The following is a 15,667-nucleotide window of genomic DNA, read 5'->3' as shown; positions in this document are numbered from 1 at the left end:
ACAGAAAACAAAATGAGCGTGCGAATGAGCGAACCTTGGCCCACCGGGGTCTTTCCGGCCCGACTGATCGAAAAGCTGCACGCCGAAGGTGCGATTAGTGTTTCGAGCCCATTTGACGCCGATCAGGTTCAGCCCGCCAGCCTCGATCTGCGCTTAGGCAAAACAGCCTATCGCGTGCGATCGAGCTTCTTGCCGGGTCCGCTGCACACTGTGGCCGAGCGTATCGAAGCGCTAAAACTTCACCAGATCGACTTGAGTGAGGGCGCTGTGCTGGAGCGCGGCTGCGTCTATCTCGTGCCGCTCGATGAAACGCTTGATTTACCCGACACCGTCAGCGCCTCGGCCAATCCGAAAAGCTCGACTGGTCGGCTCGACATCTTCACACGCGTCATCGCCAATTATGCTCAAGGCTTTGATCAAGTGCCCGCTGGCTATACCGGCCCGCTTTATCTCGAAATCAGTCCGCGCACCTTCCCGGTATTGGTCCGCAGTGGCTCGCGCCTGAGCCAAATGCGGTTCCGCTGTGGGGACAGCCGCCTCAACGTAGAACAACACCGCAAACTACACGCCGAGCACACTTTGGTGATCGACGAGCAATTGCCAGTAGGCGACGGCGTGGCGTTGTCCATTGACCTGCTCGGTGAAGGCCGAAACGGGCTGATTGGCTTCCGCTCCAAGCGTCACACCGCGGTGATCGACGTGGATAAGAAGGGCGCGCTCGACGTGCTCGATTTCTGGGAGCCGCTGTATTCGCGCCAGCGCGACGAGCTCATTCTCGATCCTGAAGAGTTCTACATCCTCGTCAGTCACGAGGCGGTGCATGTCCCGCCCACGCACGCGGCCGAAATGGTGCCGTTTGACCCGCTGGTTGGCGAATTCCGCGTCCATTACGCAGGCTTTTTTGATCCCGGCTTTGGCAATTCCATTGCCGGCGGCACAGGCAGCCGCGCTGTTCTGGAAGTCCGGAGCCGCGAAGTGCCGTTCCTTCTCAACCACGGCCAAATCATTGGCCGGTTGATTTATGAGGAACTGGCCGAAAAGCCCGAGCGCCTTTATGGCCGTGATCTGGGCTCGAATTACCAAGCCCAGACCCTCAAACTGTCAAAACACTTCCGGCCTTATCCTGACGTCTGACTATTGAGCTGCCGTTCCGACCGCGTCTTCCCAGGCGACAAAGCCGGGGCGGCCAAGGAAGAAGCCTTGCGCTTCATTGCACCCTTCGAGGCGCAGCACCTCAAGCTGCGCCGGGGTCTCCACGCCTTCAGCCAAAACCGGCACGGAAAGGCTGCGGCCCAATGCGAGAATGGCCCGTACGATTGCCTTGGACTGCTCGTTCTGCTCGACCTCATTCATGAACGACCGATCGAGTTTGATCTTATCGAACGGGAACGAGCGCAGCGTATCCAAGGACGAATAGCCGGTCCCAAAATCATCGATTGCAATCGAAACGCCCATAGCACGGATCGCGGTCAGGATGTGGAGGGCGCGAGACTTGTCGGCGATAATTGCCGTTTCGGTCACTTCCAACTCCAAGCGCTTGGGGTCGAGGCCAGTGTCGTCCAGAACTTGTTTTACCGTGTCGATGAGATCAAAACTGCCCAGCTGAATGGCTGAGACGTTGACGGCAATTTTGTGCGGCTGCGGCCAAGCTGCAGCGTCAGCGCAGGCAGCGCGCAGCACCCACGCCCCGATCCCATTGATGGCGCCGCATTCCTCGGCAACAGGAATGAAATCGGCTGGCGCCACCTGTCCATAGCCGGGTCGAACCCAACGCAGCAAAACCTCATAGCCGGTGACGTCGCCCGTCAACACAGACTTTTGCACCTGATAGGCCAGGTAAAAACCGTTGGTTTCGAGCGCTGTCCAGATGTCGCGGCCCATCTCGCGTCGCTCGCGCGCCAGCTCATCCATCTCACGTTCATAATAGCAAATGTGGTGATCGAACTCGCCCTTGGCGCGATACATGGCAAGATCGGCATTGCTCAGAAGTTTTGAGCGATCCTCACCGTCATCGGGGTAAATTGCGACACCAATACTCGCGCCTGTGCTCAGGTTGAGATCATCCGCCTCAATACGCGTATGCAATGCCCCGTCCAGACGCCCGAGGAACTCGCGCAACCCTTCCATCGTGCTAAAGAGTTTGAGGGCCGAGAATTCATCGCCACCAATTCTGGCGACCACTTCTCCGTCGCGGAGCACGTCGTTCAGCCGCTTGGCCAGTTGCTCGAGCACCATATCGCCCGCGGCATGGCCATGAATATCGTTGACCTCCTTGAAGCGGTCGAGATCGATGGCGACAACGGCAAGCTTGGTTTTCTTCTCGTCGGCAGTCGCCATCATGGCTTCGAACTGCTCGTCGAAACGGCTTCGATTGGGCAGACCCGTGAGCACGTCATGACGGGCCATATGTGCTATCGCCCGCTCGGAATTATAGCGCTCGGTCACGTCGTCAATGGTGCTGACCCAAGATCCATCTCCAACTGGGCTATGAGAAACCCGCAGCACACGACCCGCCCCAAGCTGGTGTTCGATCTGGCCACCTTCTTTGACCAATCTGCTATGCTCAGCGTGGAACGTCTCGACCCGGGCCTCAATATTTTCTTCAGGCTCGTTATTGCTCACCAAGGACAGGCGGCACAACTCACGCAGATCGGCACCGGTCAAATCGTAGCGCGGGTCGATCATCAGCATTTCCTTGAGCCGCTCATTGTAGAGCTGCAAGGCGCCCTTCGCGTCAAAGAAACCCAGACCTTGCGCCATATTCGTCATGGCCAAGTGCAGCGTCTTAGACACTTCGCCGATGCGGTTAGCGTCCCTCTGCTCCCTCTCGTTCTCGCGGGCCACCCGTCGAAAATGAGCGTTCTCCAAAACCATGCTCGCCACCGCCACGCCGACCAACACTGCCGAGATCAAGGCAATGATGAGCGAGAGCATAAAGCCATCTAGCTCGCCGGCGCCTTCGACCGGCCCGCAGAGCGAAAAGTCAGCCGCAGCCATGCCCGTGAAATGCACGGCGCAAATGGCCAGCGTCAGCACAATAGCCCCAAGCGGAACCGATAAACTGCCCCCGGAGCTTGCCACCACAAACGCCACCGCGCTCAGCACGAGGCCCGCTAATATCGACAATCCGACCAGTTGGTGATCCCAGAGCAGGCTTCCTTCCATCAAAGAAGCACTGATGCCGGTGTAATGCATGACGGATATGGCCAAGCCCACGACAGCACCGCCGAGAGCATGATCCCACCGCGTATTGCCACGAGTCGTGACGTAAATTCCCGCCCCACACACAACGATCGCAATCAGCAGCGAGATCAGCGTCAGCGCAATGTCATAGACGATCTCAAAGCCCGGCTTGAACGCGACCATAGCGACGAAATGGGTGGTCCAAATGCCGAAGCCCACTGTGAGCGCAGCGATAGCGATCCAAATCGGACGTTTTTTATCGGCCGCACGCTTGGCATGCCGGAGCAGCCCCATACAGGTATAGGCCGATATCAGGCATACCACGGCCGCTAGGACGATCAGTCCGGGCTCATGCTGATGGAAAAAGAAGTCCACAATTGCCATATGACCGGCCTTGGCTAGTGGCAGACGCTTCGCAGACAGTGCAGCGAGGCATGCGCCATTACAAATCGGAGCTCAATTCGAAGCAAACTGGTATCTTTGTGCGAGAAACACACAAGAGACTGAAACCACGCAGGGTTTTGCGCAGCAGTTAGCCGGACATGAAGCAGTGTTAGGGTTCTTGCACTCTTAAAAACGCATGGGCAAGTGCGGGATACTTCATGCCACATGCATTTGGGAGCAATAGCAACGAACTCAGTTAATCGTCTGTATCCGTGCCTTGACGAGGCCCACGTTTTCCCGCATTTAGTCCCGTTATGCGGGTGTAGCTCAATGGTAGAGCAGCAGCTTCCCAAGCTGAATACGAGGGTTCGATTCCCTTCACCCGCTCCAAACTCCCCAGCAGCATGACCAAACAAAAACGCACAGCGTCGCCGCCGTGCGTTTGAATATGTGTTTCTGACGCCAGTACTTTAATGGAACTGCGCAGTCTCTGTGGAGGCGGACATGGCCGTGGTTGCGCTCTTGCCGCCGCTCACCGCCATTGAAACGGCATCAAAGTAACCCGTGCCCACTTCGCGCTGATGCCGCACGGCGGAAAACCCATGCTTCTCGGCGGCAAATTCGGCCTGCTGCAAGCGCGAGTATCCCGCCATGCCGTCGGCCAAATAGTCCCGTGTGAGATTGAAGGTCGTCAGGCTGAGGTTGTGGAAACCGGCCAGCGTGATGAATTGATACTTATACCCCATGGCCGCGATCTCCCGCTGGAAGCTCGCCATAGCACTCTCACCCATGTGCTTGGCCCAGTTAAAGCTCGGCGAACAATTATAGGCCAGCATCTGGTTGGGATGCACTTTGCGCACCGCCTCAGCAAACTTGCGTGCCTCATCAAGGCTCGGCGTTGAGGTTTCGCACCAGATCAGATCTGCATAGGGCGCATAAGCGATACCCCGTGCAATCGCCGCGTCGATGCCCCCCTTCAGCACATAGAAGCCTTCTGCGGTCCGCTCATCGGTCACGAATGGCGCGTCATAGTCATCGATGTTGGATGTGATCAGGCGCGCCGCTTCCGCGTCCGTGCGAGCCATGATGAGCGTGGGCACGTCCATGACGTCAGCCGCGAGGCGCGCCGCGTTGAGCGTGCGAATAAATTGGCTGGTCGGCACCAAAACTTTGCCCCCCAAGTGCCCGCACTTCTTTTCGGAGGCCAGTTGGTCCTCAAAATGAACCGCTGCAGCACCCGCCTCGATCATCGCCTTCATCAGTTCGAAAACATTGAGTGGGCCGCCAAACCCGGCTTCTGCGTCCGCAATGATCGGTACGAAAAAGTCCAAATCGGTGGTCGAGATGCCGTCAGATTGCTCCATGGTCTGGATCTGATCGGCGCGCTGCAAAGCCTTGTTGATACGGCGCACGACGCTCGGAACGCTATCGACGGGATAAAGGCTCTGGTCCGGATACATATTGCCCGACGAATTGGCGTCCGCCGCGACCTGCCAGCCCGATAGGTAGATCGCCTTGATCCCCGCCTTCACCTGCTGCACCGCCTGATTGCCGGTGAACGTGCCCAGGGTTGGCACATAGTCTTCCTTCTGCAGCAGTTCCCAAAGGCGCTTGGCCCCATTTTCTGCCAGCGTATGCCGGATCGGCAGCGAGCCAGACAATCGGGCAACATCGGCACGAGTGTAGCTGCGCGCAATATTATCCCACCGGTTTGGCGCATAATCTGGGGCTGGGAATTGTTCGGGCTTATGGGGCTTATCGAGCATGGTTTGTCCTCCTCAAGACGTGACGGGGCGAGCGTTGCTCAAGCAACGGTGCGGCCGATTTCATATGTTGGGTGTGGTTGGCGTTAGCTGGCGACGCGCCGGCTAAAAGTGGCGGCGACGAGGCCCTGGGTTGAGAACACCTCACACCCATCCGACGAGCGGATTTCGTGGGGGCCTATCCGTCCGGCGATGAGATATCCCTGCCGGTCCATCCCCCGCGCCCAATATTGGGCCATGGCATCTGCGGCGCTGTTAGCGAAGATGGTGACATACTCATCGCGGTCATTTTGCTGCGGCTGCATTTATCTCTCCTCGTGTTGATGTAAATATTTGACAACATCGATCAGTATGCAAGAAATATAGCAATTAAGCGCTGTTAAGCTGTAAAACCTTGTCAAATCCGGGCGTCTGTTTTGTAAATTCTGTAAATCGAGGAGCAGAATATGGATATAGGCCAACAAGTCGGCGCTCGGATAAAACGCCTCCGGCGCAGCAAGAAAATTAGCCAGAGCGATCTGGCCGACACGCTGGGCATTTCCTCAAGCTATCTCAACCTCATCGAGCACAATCGCCGTAAAATTACCGTCCCGCTGCTGTTCTCGATTGCCGGGCATCTTGGCATTGAACCTGGTGAGCTGGTCGACAATGACGAGGGCCGCTTGGTCGGCGACCTGATGGAGGCCTTTGGCGACGAGTTTTTCGCCGATAGTGATGTCACCAATCTCGAAATCCGCGACTTCGCCCAATCCAACCCCGCGGCCGCGCGAGCCATGCTGCAGCTCTACGACCGTTTCCGCGATCTCAGGCAACATCCCTCCCCCATGCCTCAGGCGGAGGGCATCCCCTTCCACGCCGCAACGGAGGCCATCTCAGATTTCCTCCAAGAGGCCGCCAATCACTTCCCTGATTTGGAGGATGCTGCTGAACGCGTTCGCGCTGACATTGATGCGATGGACGACGATTTCGCCGCCGGATTGAAGGCCTATCTCTTTAACGTTATGGGCCGGGAGACGCGCCTCTCATCGCTTCCTGCGGGGGTGGCACGCCGTTTTGACGGACGGACACTGTTCCTATCCGACCTCCTTCCCGCTGAAACGTCGCTGTTTCTGACGGCCCATCACTTGGGCGAAGACGTTGGTGCGCCGGAAATCGAAAGCATTATCGCCCGCGCGAACTTACCGGAAGGCGACGCCCCCACTCTGGCGCGGAACGTCCTTGCGGCCTATTTCGCTGCCGCGCTCATCATGCCGTACGAACCTTTTCTAGCCGCCTGCAAAATGTATCGCTACGACGTGGACCGGATCGCCCGCCGGTTTTCCGCCAGCTTCGAGCAGGTGTGTCAGCGCATGACCAGCCTGCAACGCCGTGGCGCAAGTGGCATTCCACTTCACCTTGTCCGTACTGACATTGCTGGCAATATCTCGAAGCGCTTCTCGCTTTCGGGCATCCACATTCCACGCCACTCTGGCGCCTGTCCCCGCTGGAACATTTACGCGGCCTTCCTAGCGCCTGACCGGATCAATGTTCAGATCAGCCAAATGCCCGACGGAGCGCGCTATTTCTGCATTGCACGCTCCGTCGCCAAAGGCGGGTTCCGCTATAATGCGCCGCGCAGCTATCTCTCCATTGGCCTTGGCTGCTCAATCCATCACGCCAAGGAAATGGTTTATGCCGACGGCATGGATCTGCATGATGAGAGCAAGGCGGTCCCCGTCGGCACCGGCTGCAGAATTTGTCCGCGTATGGATTGCGGTCAGCGCGCCCACCCACCGGCAGATCACAGAGTGACGCCCAGTGCGACCGACCGCGGCATCAATCTCTATTCCCGCCTCTAGCGCTCAAGCATTCGAAAGATTTTCCAAACGCGCAGATCAATCGGCATAACCATCTGCCGTTGCAACAATTGATCATTGGTTAGACTCAAGAAGGAACGACGGGCACCAACACTCTGCGCCCCAAAAGCGCTCCGAGCGTCACGAAAATAATAAAAAACTCTCGGAATGCTTTCTGATTTGTTGCAAGGATCGGACGATTGGAATTCTATTTCCGTTCGGCTGAACGTGCCTCAGCCGACCGGCGACAGAACTGGACGGATTTTGTGTTTCCACGCTTGTCTATCGATCAGTAGCTGTTCAATAGGCCGCATCTGCACGCTTGGAGGGTCCACCATGGAACGCACTGTCGAAGACATTTTGAGCCGGGCTGGTACCGGGCCTTTCCAACGTAAGCTTTTGGGCATTTTCGGGCTCGTCTGGGCCGCAGATGCCATGCAAGTGATGGCCGTGGGCTTCACCGCTGCCTCCATCGCAGCCACCTTCGGACTATCCGTTCCAGAAGCCCTGCAAACCGGCACGCTGTTCTTCCTCGGCATGCTGATTGGTGCAGCCGTCTTTGGTAAGCTTGCGGACCGCTATGGCCGCCGCCGCATCCTCATCATCACCGTCGCCTGCGACGCGATCTTCGGGCTCTTGTCGGTTTTCGCACCGAACTTTGCGATCTTGCTGGGCCTGCGCTTTCTCACCGGCATCGCCGTCGGCGGCACGCTACCGGTCGACTACGCAATGATGGCCGAGTTTCTGCCGGCTAAAAATCGTGGGCGTTGGCTTGTCATGCTCGAAGGCTTTTGGGCGGTCGGCACTGTCGTCGTTGCCCTCGCCGCCTGGATCACCAGCATCTACTTCCCACAAGACGCCTGGCGCTGGATTTTCGCCGTCACCGCTCTTCCCGCCCTTGTTGGGCTGGGCTTGCGGTTCTGGCTTCCGGATTCGCCGATGTATTTGCTGAACAGCGGCGATCGCGAGAGCGCGAAAACTGTTCTGAACCAAGTCCTTACCGCCAATGGGAAACCGGTCATGGCTGCCGAGGAGCAGCTTCATCTTCCGCCCCAGACCAAGGCGCCTGGGCTCTTCTCTCCCGAGTTCCGCCGCCGCACCGTCATGATCCTCGTCTGTTGGTTCTTGGTCTCAGTCTCCTATTACGGCGTCTTTACGTGGATGCCAGCGCGCCTTGCTGAAGAAGGCTTTGGCTATGTCCGCGGCTATGGCTTCCTTGTTCTCGTCGCCTTGGCGCAAATTCCTGGCTACGCACTGGCCGCATGGGGCGTCGAAGCGCATGGTCGCAAACCGACGCTGATCAGCTTCCTGCTGCTCTCCGCTTTTGGCTGTCTGCTGTTTGTTGTTGCCGGAGAAGCTTGGCTTATTGGCGCGTCCATTTTGCTCATGAGCTTTTCCCTCTTGGGAACATGGGGTGCGCTTTACGCCTTCACCCCCGAGCTTTATCCGACAGCCTCGCGCGCGACCGGCATGGGTGCAGCTGGTGCAATGGCTCGCCTCGGCGGGCTCTTGGCACCCTCTGCGGTCGCGCTTGTCATCGCGCAAGGCTTTGGCGTTGCCATCGGACTGTTCGCCGCGCTGCTGTTGCTGGCCGCGATCGCCGGCTCCCTCATCGACAGCGAAACTCGTCAGGTCGCTTTGAACTAAGAGTTAGGCTTGAGGGGCCGGACCTATACTGGCCCCTCCTCCTAACGCGAGCGCTTCGGTCTGCGCTTGCTCGCCAAATGCGGTGTTTTAAACCAGTGAAATGGTTTTTGAGCGAACTCCAGAAAAGCGAAGATCGTCGCGAGCCCAACCAGCAGCCAATAGAACGGCAAAAGCAGTTGCGGCAGCATGAGCTGCATTTGGCCAGTCCGCCAGAGCCCCAAAATATTGGTACCGACGGCCACAGCCTGCCCCAGCACCAAGACGACAACACACGCGAAAAACCACCCTTCCCCTAGCGGCGCTGCACCCTGTCCTGAAATCAACAGCGCGATGACCACCACCACAAAAGTGAGATGCAGCAGCGGCGAAATCAGCATGCCGAGCAACACGGCTTCAAAGATCAGCATGCGGACCAGCCCCAAGTCGCGCAGGAGCAAGTTGGGACGCCGATTGTGCACCACAAAGGTCTGTATCCAGCCTTTGAGCCAACGCGTACGCTGTCCTAGCCACGGCCTGAAACTGGTTGGCGCATCCTCAAAAGTCCGGCTATTGCTGGTTGCTGTGAGCAAGCCCCGCCGTGCCAACCGCACGCCCAGATCGGCGTCCTCGGTGACATTATAGGGGTCCCACCCGCCAATCTCGCGCAGCTCCTTCATGCGGAAATGGTTCGAGGTGCCGCCTAAGGGCATCACCATATTCCACTTGGCAAATGCCGGCAGAAGCACGGCAAATAGCCCGGCGTAATCCCCCGCAAAGAGGCTCGGCAAAAACCGTCCATTGCCATTGCTGATGACCAGCCGAGCCTGAATGCACACAACGTCCGTTTGCCGTCGAAACTGGGCCACGACGCGACGCAATTGGTCAGGATCGGGACGATCCTCGGCATCATAGACCACCACATATTCGCCCGTGCAAAAGGGCAATCCGAAATCCAAGGCCTTAGGTTTTGTGCGCGGTGCTGCGTCGGGCACGACAATCAGCGAAAACCGCGCATCACCGAGATATTTGCGCACCGCATCCACCGTCTCGGGAGAGCGGCTTTCAACGAGAAACATGATCTGCAGTTTCTCGCGCGGGTAATCGAGCCGCAGCAGATTTGCGCACAGTTGATCCACCATGCCCGCCTCGTCGCGCAGCGGCACCATCACCGTATAGATCGGCAAGTCATCCGGCCCCAAAATGGGCTCAGCCGTAACCCCACGGGGGATTGGCGTAAAAATCGCTGCGAGCCGAATGCAACTGGGCAGGATGATCAACCACAGCCAGACCGGCAGGGCCCAAACGATCCCTGTCCAGGGCGCAATAGTCAGCGCCAACACGAGCACTGCGACCGTGATCACAACCCCTTCCCGAACCATCCGGGTGAGATCGAGTTGCGCCGCCGCATATGGCCACTTCCGCGTCAGCCTTTGCCGCGCGTCATCAAGCAAGTGCTCTTCATGAATCCCCACCAGCGCATCCCTTAGGGCTGCACTGGGGACAATAAGCAGCTGCCCCCTTAAGCCCGGGTCAGCCTCCACCACCCGGGCCAGATGAAGAAAGGCGAAAAAGTCCGGGGCTGCGACCGCAATCTCCCTGTCGAGCATGGTGAACCTCACCATGCGCAGGTTCGCGAACATCTCAACGCGCGGCTGGTCGTGAACGACATGGGCGACACGCGGCACAACATCAAAGAAGGCTAAGCCAACCCATTGCGCAGCGCGGCTCATGATTTCCGCTGGCGCAATATCGAGATAGACCGCGCACCAATGCATCGGGTCGACCTCTGTCATCAGAGCCGCCTCGAGTGCCGCTTTGGGTGTGTAATGCGTTTGCTTGGTTCCGATCAGCGCAGCCATGAGCTCAAGTGCTGCACTCATGGCGCTCGTTCACACTCTAGCTATGTAGAGAGAGGAGCACAGGCTACGAGAAAGCCTCGATCTGCGCCCGAGGGGCGATGGGGACAAAAAGCACCGCATGCGCTGCCTCAGCCCACTATCGCCATGCGCCTCCCCTTGTGCCCGGCCTCTACGGCGGCGCCAAAAGGGGAAGAATAAAAGGACTGCAGACTCGGTCAGGCGATACAGCCCCTCGCATCGATTCAGAAACACGATAAATCGCGCCCAATCGGCCCCAAGCGAGGTTCGCATCAGGATTGCTCCCAAAGCCAGACCGTAAAAACCAGTCTGCAGCAAGTTCTGTGTGCTGGTCTCGCCCGGGCTCAAAAAGCTGCCCTCAACGATCCCAACGGAATTCGCGTTATGCGCATGGGCATCGCTGCCCCACGCTGTAATTTCTATTTGGTCGGCGCCGAGTGAGCGCGCCTTTAGTCCGTCGTCGTTATTCTGGTGCCAAGCTTCAAGGCAGTACTGCGCACTTGAGGTCCGACATGTGCCGCGTGTGGTTCGGGCTAGAACGTGACTATCCACTGAAAACGCCCCCGTCTCCGCGAAGGTCTCAGTAAATCACGTTGCGTCCGTTGGGGTATTGGGAGAACTCCCAAAATGCAACAAAAATAGTAGACTAAAGTGTAATGAGCTTGTGGCGTATCGCCTCGACCACAGTGTGAATGCGGTTATGCGTCCCCAAGCGCCGCTGCGCATTCTCGCAATGCTGGTTCACCGTGCGCACCGAAAGCGCAGTAATATCAGCAATTTCTGCCGCTGTTTTCCCTAAGGCCGCCCATTTGAGCACCTCGGCTTCGCGCTGGGTGATAGCCCGACGCTTGGGCGGTTGGTGACGCGACACATTTAGCTTGCGGATTTGCGCGTAAACATGAAGCGCTAAAAGATGCAGCTGGATCTGCCCGGCGCTATCGACGCTATCCTTCGGCCCGCCAAAGCTGGCAAAGCCCTGCACACCATTGGCCAATTGGATAGGAACACAATAGCCGTAGGCGATGCCATGCACCTTGAAATCATAGAGAACCTGTCCGCTCTCAGGCGAACGGTCTAACGGGGCTTCGCGCCAATCAAACGGCAGGTTTGTCGAGAAACAGTGTTGGACCACAGGATCGATATGAACATAGCGTTCCGACACATATCGGCTCAGCCATGTCTCGGGCCAGTTGCTGATCAGAACATACGGCTGAAAATCATGTCCGGGTGCAGGCACTCCTGCAAACATGAAGCTGGTCAGTTCAAATCGTTCTATCGCCTGAGAAACAGAAAGAGAAAGCTCTTCAAGTGTCTCTTTCTGTTTTAGATCGTCTATAGATACCAAGACGTGTTTAGTCATCTACGGCAGCCCCCGCCGTTGAACACACACCCACTTAGTCAGTATTTTTAGCGCTTTGCAATAGTATCACGGCGTACACGACAGATGTAATATTGTGTACGCCGTAAATTTATTTAGTTCTGAAATTGGTGAGGGTTAAATCGATAGGCCGTCGAGCAGAACTCGCAAACAACTTCGATCTCGCCGTCGACCGCCATTTCCTCACGATCTTCGTTGGTAAACGAGGTCGTCAACATATCCTCGATCCGCTCCACCGAGCATGAGCAGCGCTCTACCAGTGGCATCGCCGGAAATACACGCACGCCGGTCTCGTGATAGAGACGGAACAGCAGACGTTCTGGCGATACGTCAGGATCCGTCAACTCCAGATCGCTGACGCTCTTGAGCATAACCTGCGCTTCATTCCAGCCATCACCGGCTTCGCGTTCGATTTCAACTTCGTCGAATGCGCCGTCGCCGGGCAGATCCTTGACGCCAAGGCCATGCTCGGGAAGGTGCTGGATCAGCATGCCACCAGCGCGCCAACGCGTGCGCACATCGCCCTTAGTGGTGATCTGGGAAACCGCCAAACGAACGCGGGTCGGGATCTGTTCGGACTGCATGAAATAGGTGTGCGCCACCTCTTCGAGCGAGCTGCCGTCGAGGGCAACAATGCCCTGATAGCGCTCGGTGTGCTGCCCCTGATCAATAGTCATCGCCAAATGACCCTTGCCCAAAAGCTCCGCGGCGCTGGTCTTGCCTTCTTCAGCCGCCTTCACCAGCATCTCCTGGTCAAAGCGCGCATAGCCACGCATGCCATCAGGCGCATCAAAGTCGACGACGATCAGATTGACCGGGCCATCGGTCTGGGTCTGCAAAATAAAGCGACCTTCAAACTTCAAAGACGAGCCGATGAGGGCGGACAAAACCACCGCTTCGCCGAGAAGGCGCGCCACTGGCAGCGGATAGTTATGGCGCGACAAGATCATATCGATCGCCTCGCCCAGACGCACGACACGGCCGCGCGTATCCAGATTTTCCAGAGTGAACGGCACAACAGCATCATCGCCAGTTTCAGGGCGATCCAGGCCCATGGCGGCCAGAAGGTTCTCGTTCTGCTTGGGGTCGTTCGTCATGATCTTGGTCTTTCCTAAGGCTAGGACTTTTAGGATTTTCGTCCCGACGGCCCTTGAAACAATCGCCCCGCGCACTGCTGAGCCCTCGCGAAACATCGCGATAAGCCCGCACCGCGCGGGGGACAATAATTGGCTTTTCAGACTTGCGTCAGATTAGTTGGTTGTCACACCGAATGCCCAGCAAAGCACTGCCTTCTGAGCATGGAGACGGTTTTCGGCCTCATCAAACACCACCGACTGCGGGCCATCGATTACCTCATCGGTAACTTCATCGCCGCGGTGAGCCGGAAGACAGTGCATGAACAAGGCGTCTTTATTCGCCAGTGACATTAGATTGGTGTTCACCTGGTAAGGTTTCAAGACCCGGCGACGCTCGGCGGCATCGGTATCGCCCATCGACACCCATGTGTCGGTGATGATCAGGTCAGCGCCTTCAACAGCTTCGCGCGGATCTTCGATCAAGCGCACCTTGCTCCCGGCACGCTTAATGTCGTGCATCAGGTCCTTTTCCGGGCTGTATTCATCCGGAACGGCAATGGTCAACTCGCAGCCAAACACTTCAGCCGCGTTCACCCACGAGTGAAGCACGTTGTTGCTGTCACCAACCCAAGCCACTTTCGCGCCACTGATGTCACCGCGATGTTCTTCAAAGGTCATCAAATCAGCCATGATCTGGCATGGATGCGCGCGACGCGTCAGACCGTTGATCACCGGAACGGTAGCATTTTCGGCAAGTTCGAGCAGATCAGCATGCGAGAGGATGCGGATCATGATCGCGTCGACATAGCGGCTCATCACGCGTGCCGTGTCGGCCAAGGTTTCTTCCCGCGAAAGCTGCATTTCCTGGCCAGACAGCATGAGTGTCTCGCCGCCAAGCTGGCGCATGCCAACGTCAAAGCTGACGCGCGTGCGGGTCGACTGGCGTTCAAAGATCATTGCCAGGACTTTGTCCTTGAGCAATTGCGGGCGATCGCCATCTTTCATGCGCGCCTTAAGAGCATGCGCCTGATCGAGCATGTTGCGCAGCTCGGAGTATTCGAAATCATCGATCGAGAGAAAATGGTTCTGGGTGCCGGTCGTCATGAGGCCGGAGTCCTTTATATCACTTATAGGCGTACGTGAGCGAAGCGCTGCCATGATAAGTCATGGCAGCTAACAGATGCTTGTCAGCGTCCTCGCCGTCGCCCAAAATGATAGAAAGTCAGATAATTCATGACCCAGATGCTACGTTGGCAGCATTCTCTGCTTCAATGGCATCAAATGCCGCGCTCAGCTTGCCGATAGCTTCCACAATATCCTCTTCGGTGAGGATCAATGGTGGCAACAAGCGCAAAACATTATCACCCGCACCAATGGTCAGCATCTGATGGTCGTCACGCAGACGCGCCACGAAGTCACGGACTGGCGGGGTAATTTTGATACCAGCAAGTAGGCCCTTGCCGCGCAGTTCCAGAACATACTCTGGGTATTTCTGAGCCAACTGCTGCAAGTGCCAAGCGAGGCGCTGGCCCATCTGCGCAACATTTTCCATAAAGCCCGGAGCCGTCACACGGTCCAAAACGGCGTTACCGATGGCACAAGCCAAAGGATTGCCACCATAGGTCGAGCCGTGCGTGCCCGGCACCATCGAGGCCGCAGCCTTCTCGGTTGCCAAACATGCGCCCAGTGGGAAACCACCACCGATTGCCTTAGCAACCGCCACAATGTCGGGCGAAATGCCAGCCCATTCATGCGCAAAGAAGCGACCTGTACGGCCGAAGCCACACTGGACCTCGTCAAAGATCAGCATCAGGCCGTTTTCGTCACAGATTTGACGCAGCCCCTGCAGGAACTCCGAAGTCATGGCCGTTACGCCGCCTTCGCCCTGTACTGGCTCAATAAGAATAGCAGCCGTTGCGGGGCCCACGAGTGCGCGCACAGCATCGAGATCGCCGGGGGCGGTATGGACAAAGCCTGGAGCCGCCGGGCCAAAGCCTTCGATATAGGATGGGTTGCCGCCAGCAGCGATTGTGCCCAGCGTCCGACCATGGAACGCGCCGGTGAAGGCGATGACTTCATAGCGCTCTGGGTGCCCGTTCGAGAACTGATAGTGCCGCGCGGTCTTAATGGCGCATTCCAGCGCTTCCGCACCCGAGTTGGTAAAGAAGACGCGGTCGGCAAAAGTCATGTCGACGAGACGCTGACCAAGGCGTTCCTGCTCCGGAATGGAGAAGACGTTGGAGGTGTGCCAGATCTTTTCGGCCGCAGACTTAAGCGCACCAACCAGATGCGGGTCGTTATGGCCGAGCACGTTTACGGCAATGCCGGAATGGAAGTCGAGATATTCGCGGCCGTTCTGATCGTACAGTCGCATGCCTTCGCCCCGCTCGAAGGCGAGTTCAGACCGGGCATAGGTACCGTATAGCGCAGACATGGCGATTATCCTCAGATTTTGGAGGTGTTGCTGGAGCACCGTGGCAAACCTGCCACAAACGGCAAAAACGCACGGACCCCGGAAACTAAATAGGGATGCGAATTAGGCGAG

At 57.4% G+C, this 15,667-nt stretch carries 11 protein-coding genes and 1 tRNA gene; 4 read left to right on the top strand and 8 right to left on the bottom strand.

Features of this window, described 5'->3' with window-relative positions; all coding sequences use genetic code 11:
• Nucleotides 1–24 precede the first annotated feature (24 nt).
• Nucleotides 25–1,134, top strand: coding sequence for a 2'-deoxycytidine 5'-triphosphate deaminase (locus tag H4N61_RS01285; protein WP_169196178.1), 1,110 nt, complete (start codon nucleotides 25–27; stop codon nucleotides 1,132–1,134).
• On the opposite strand, the gene H4N61_RS01280 is transcribed toward H4N61_RS01285, so the two are convergent.
• A complete protein-coding gene (locus tag H4N61_RS01280) occupies nucleotides 1,135–3,567 on the bottom strand; it encodes an EAL domain-containing protein (RefSeq protein WP_182394778.1) in 2,433 nt (810 codons plus the stop codon). It abuts the gene before it with no gap.
• Between the two features lie 316 nt (nucleotides 3,568–3,883).
• On the opposite strand from H4N61_RS01280, the gene H4N61_RS01275 reads away from it, so the two are divergent.
• A tRNA-Gly gene (locus tag H4N61_RS01275) sits at nucleotides 3,884–3,957 on the top strand.
• A gap of 80 nt (nucleotides 3,958–4,037) precedes the next feature.
• On the opposite strand, the gene aceA is transcribed toward H4N61_RS01275, so the two are convergent.
• Both aceA and H4N61_RS01265 read right to left on the bottom strand, forming a co-directional pair.
• Nucleotides 4,038–5,333, bottom strand: a complete 1,296-nt coding sequence (gene aceA, locus H4N61_RS01270) for an isocitrate lyase (RefSeq protein ID WP_169196180.1) — start codon at nucleotides 5,331–5,333, stop codon at nucleotides 4,038–4,040.
• An 83-nt stretch (nucleotides 5,334–5,416) separates the two neighbouring features.
• Entirely contained in the window at nucleotides 5,417–5,635 is a 219-nt protein-coding gene (locus H4N61_RS01265; RefSeq protein ID WP_182394777.1) for a hypothetical protein, read from the bottom strand.
• A 141-nt stretch (nucleotides 5,636–5,776) separates the two neighbouring features.
• On the opposite strand from H4N61_RS01265, the gene H4N61_RS01260 reads away from it, so the two are divergent.
• Together H4N61_RS01260 and H4N61_RS01255 are read left to right on the top strand one after the other, a co-directional pair.
• A complete protein-coding gene (locus H4N61_RS01260) occupies nucleotides 5,777–7,168 on the top strand; it encodes a helix-turn-helix transcriptional regulator (protein WP_169196182.1) in 1,392 nt (463 codons plus the stop codon).
• 333 nt (nucleotides 7,169–7,501) lie between these two features.
• Nucleotides 7,502–8,812 carry an MFS transporter gene (locus H4N61_RS01255; RefSeq protein ID WP_169196183.1) on the top strand — a complete coding sequence of 437 codons (1,311 nt, stop codon included), beginning with the start codon at nucleotides 7,502–7,504 and terminating at the stop codon, nucleotides 8,810–8,812.
• 41 nt (nucleotides 8,813–8,853) lie between these two features.
• On the opposite strand, the gene H4N61_RS01250 is transcribed toward H4N61_RS01255, so the two are convergent.
• The 5 genes from H4N61_RS01250 to H4N61_RS01230 all read right to left on the bottom strand — a co-directional run bounded on the left by H4N61_RS01250 (nucleotide 8,854) and on the right by H4N61_RS01230 (nucleotide 15,565).
• Complete coding sequence (locus tag H4N61_RS01250) at nucleotides 8,854–10,671, bottom strand: glycosyltransferase family 2 protein (protein WP_169196184.1); 1,818 nt, start codon at nucleotides 10,669–10,671, stop codon at nucleotides 8,854–8,856.
• Between the two features lie 643 nt (nucleotides 10,672–11,314).
• Nucleotides 11,315–12,028 (bottom strand): LuxR family transcriptional regulator, encoded by a 714-nt coding sequence (locus H4N61_RS01245; RefSeq protein WP_182394776.1) that lies wholly within the window; start codon nucleotides 12,026–12,028, stop codon nucleotides 11,315–11,317.
• 113 nt (nucleotides 12,029–12,141) lie between these two features.
• Nucleotides 12,142–13,101: an Hsp33 family molecular chaperone gene (locus H4N61_RS01240; RefSeq protein ID WP_169196227.1), complete on the bottom strand. Its 960-nt coding sequence runs from the start codon at nucleotides 13,099–13,101 to the stop codon at nucleotides 12,142–12,144.
• A 195-nt stretch (nucleotides 13,102–13,296) separates the two neighbouring features.
• Complete coding sequence (gene argF / locus H4N61_RS01235; protein WP_169196186.1) at nucleotides 13,297–14,226, bottom strand: ornithine carbamoyltransferase; 930 nt, start codon at nucleotides 14,224–14,226, stop codon at nucleotides 13,297–13,299.
• A 127-nt stretch (nucleotides 14,227–14,353) separates the two neighbouring features.
• On the bottom strand, nucleotides 14,354–15,565 hold the full coding sequence (locus tag H4N61_RS01230) for an aspartate aminotransferase family protein (RefSeq protein WP_169196228.1): 1,212 nt from the start codon (nucleotides 15,563–15,565) through the stop codon (nucleotides 14,354–14,356).
• Nucleotides 15,566–15,667 lie beyond the last annotated feature (102 nt).

Origin of the sequence: Devosia sp. MC521, from assembly GCF_014127105.1 — a bacterium.
In the GTDB taxonomy this organism is placed as follows: domain Bacteria; phylum Pseudomonadota; class Alphaproteobacteria; order Rhizobiales; family Devosiaceae; genus Devosia.
The sequence above is the reverse complement of the archived record's forward strand: the minus strand, read 5'-3'. Positions and strand labels throughout refer to the sequence as shown.

Bases quoted from the DNA above. Each gene is read 5' to 3' on its own strand.
- H4N61_RS01285 (WP_169196178.1), top strand. From the start codon at position 25: ATGAGCGAACCTTGGCCCACCGGGGTCTTTCCGGCCCGACTGATCGAA.
- H4N61_RS01280 (WP_182394778.1), bottom strand. From the start codon at position 3,567: ATGGCAATTGTGGACTTCTTTTTCCATCAGCATGAGCCCGGACTGATC.
- aceA (WP_169196180.1), bottom strand. From the start codon at position 5,333: ATGCTCGATAAGCCCCATAAGCCCGAACAATTCCCAGCCCCAGATTAT.
- H4N61_RS01265 (WP_182394777.1), bottom strand. From the start codon at position 5,635: ATGCAGCCGCAGCAAAATGACCGCGATGAGTATGTCACCATCTTCGCT.
- H4N61_RS01260 (WP_169196182.1), top strand. From the start codon at position 5,777: ATGGATATAGGCCAACAAGTCGGCGCTCGGATAAAACGCCTCCGGCGC.
- H4N61_RS01255 (WP_169196183.1), top strand. From the start codon at position 7,502: ATGGAACGCACTGTCGAAGACATTTTGAGCCGGGCTGGTACCGGGCCT.
- H4N61_RS01250 (WP_169196184.1), bottom strand. From the start codon at position 10,671: ATGAGTGCAGCACTTGAGCTCATGGCTGCGCTGATCGGAACCAAGCAA.
- H4N61_RS01245 (WP_182394776.1), bottom strand. From the start codon at position 12,028: ATGACTAAACACGTCTTGGTATCTATAGACGATCTAAAACAGAAAGAG.
- H4N61_RS01240 (WP_169196227.1), bottom strand. From the start codon at position 13,101: ATGGGCCTGGATCGCCCTGAAACTGGCGATGATGCTGTTGTGCCGTTC.
- argF (WP_169196186.1), bottom strand. From the start codon at position 14,226: ATGACGACCGGCACCCAGAACCATTTTCTCTCGATCGATGATTTCGAA.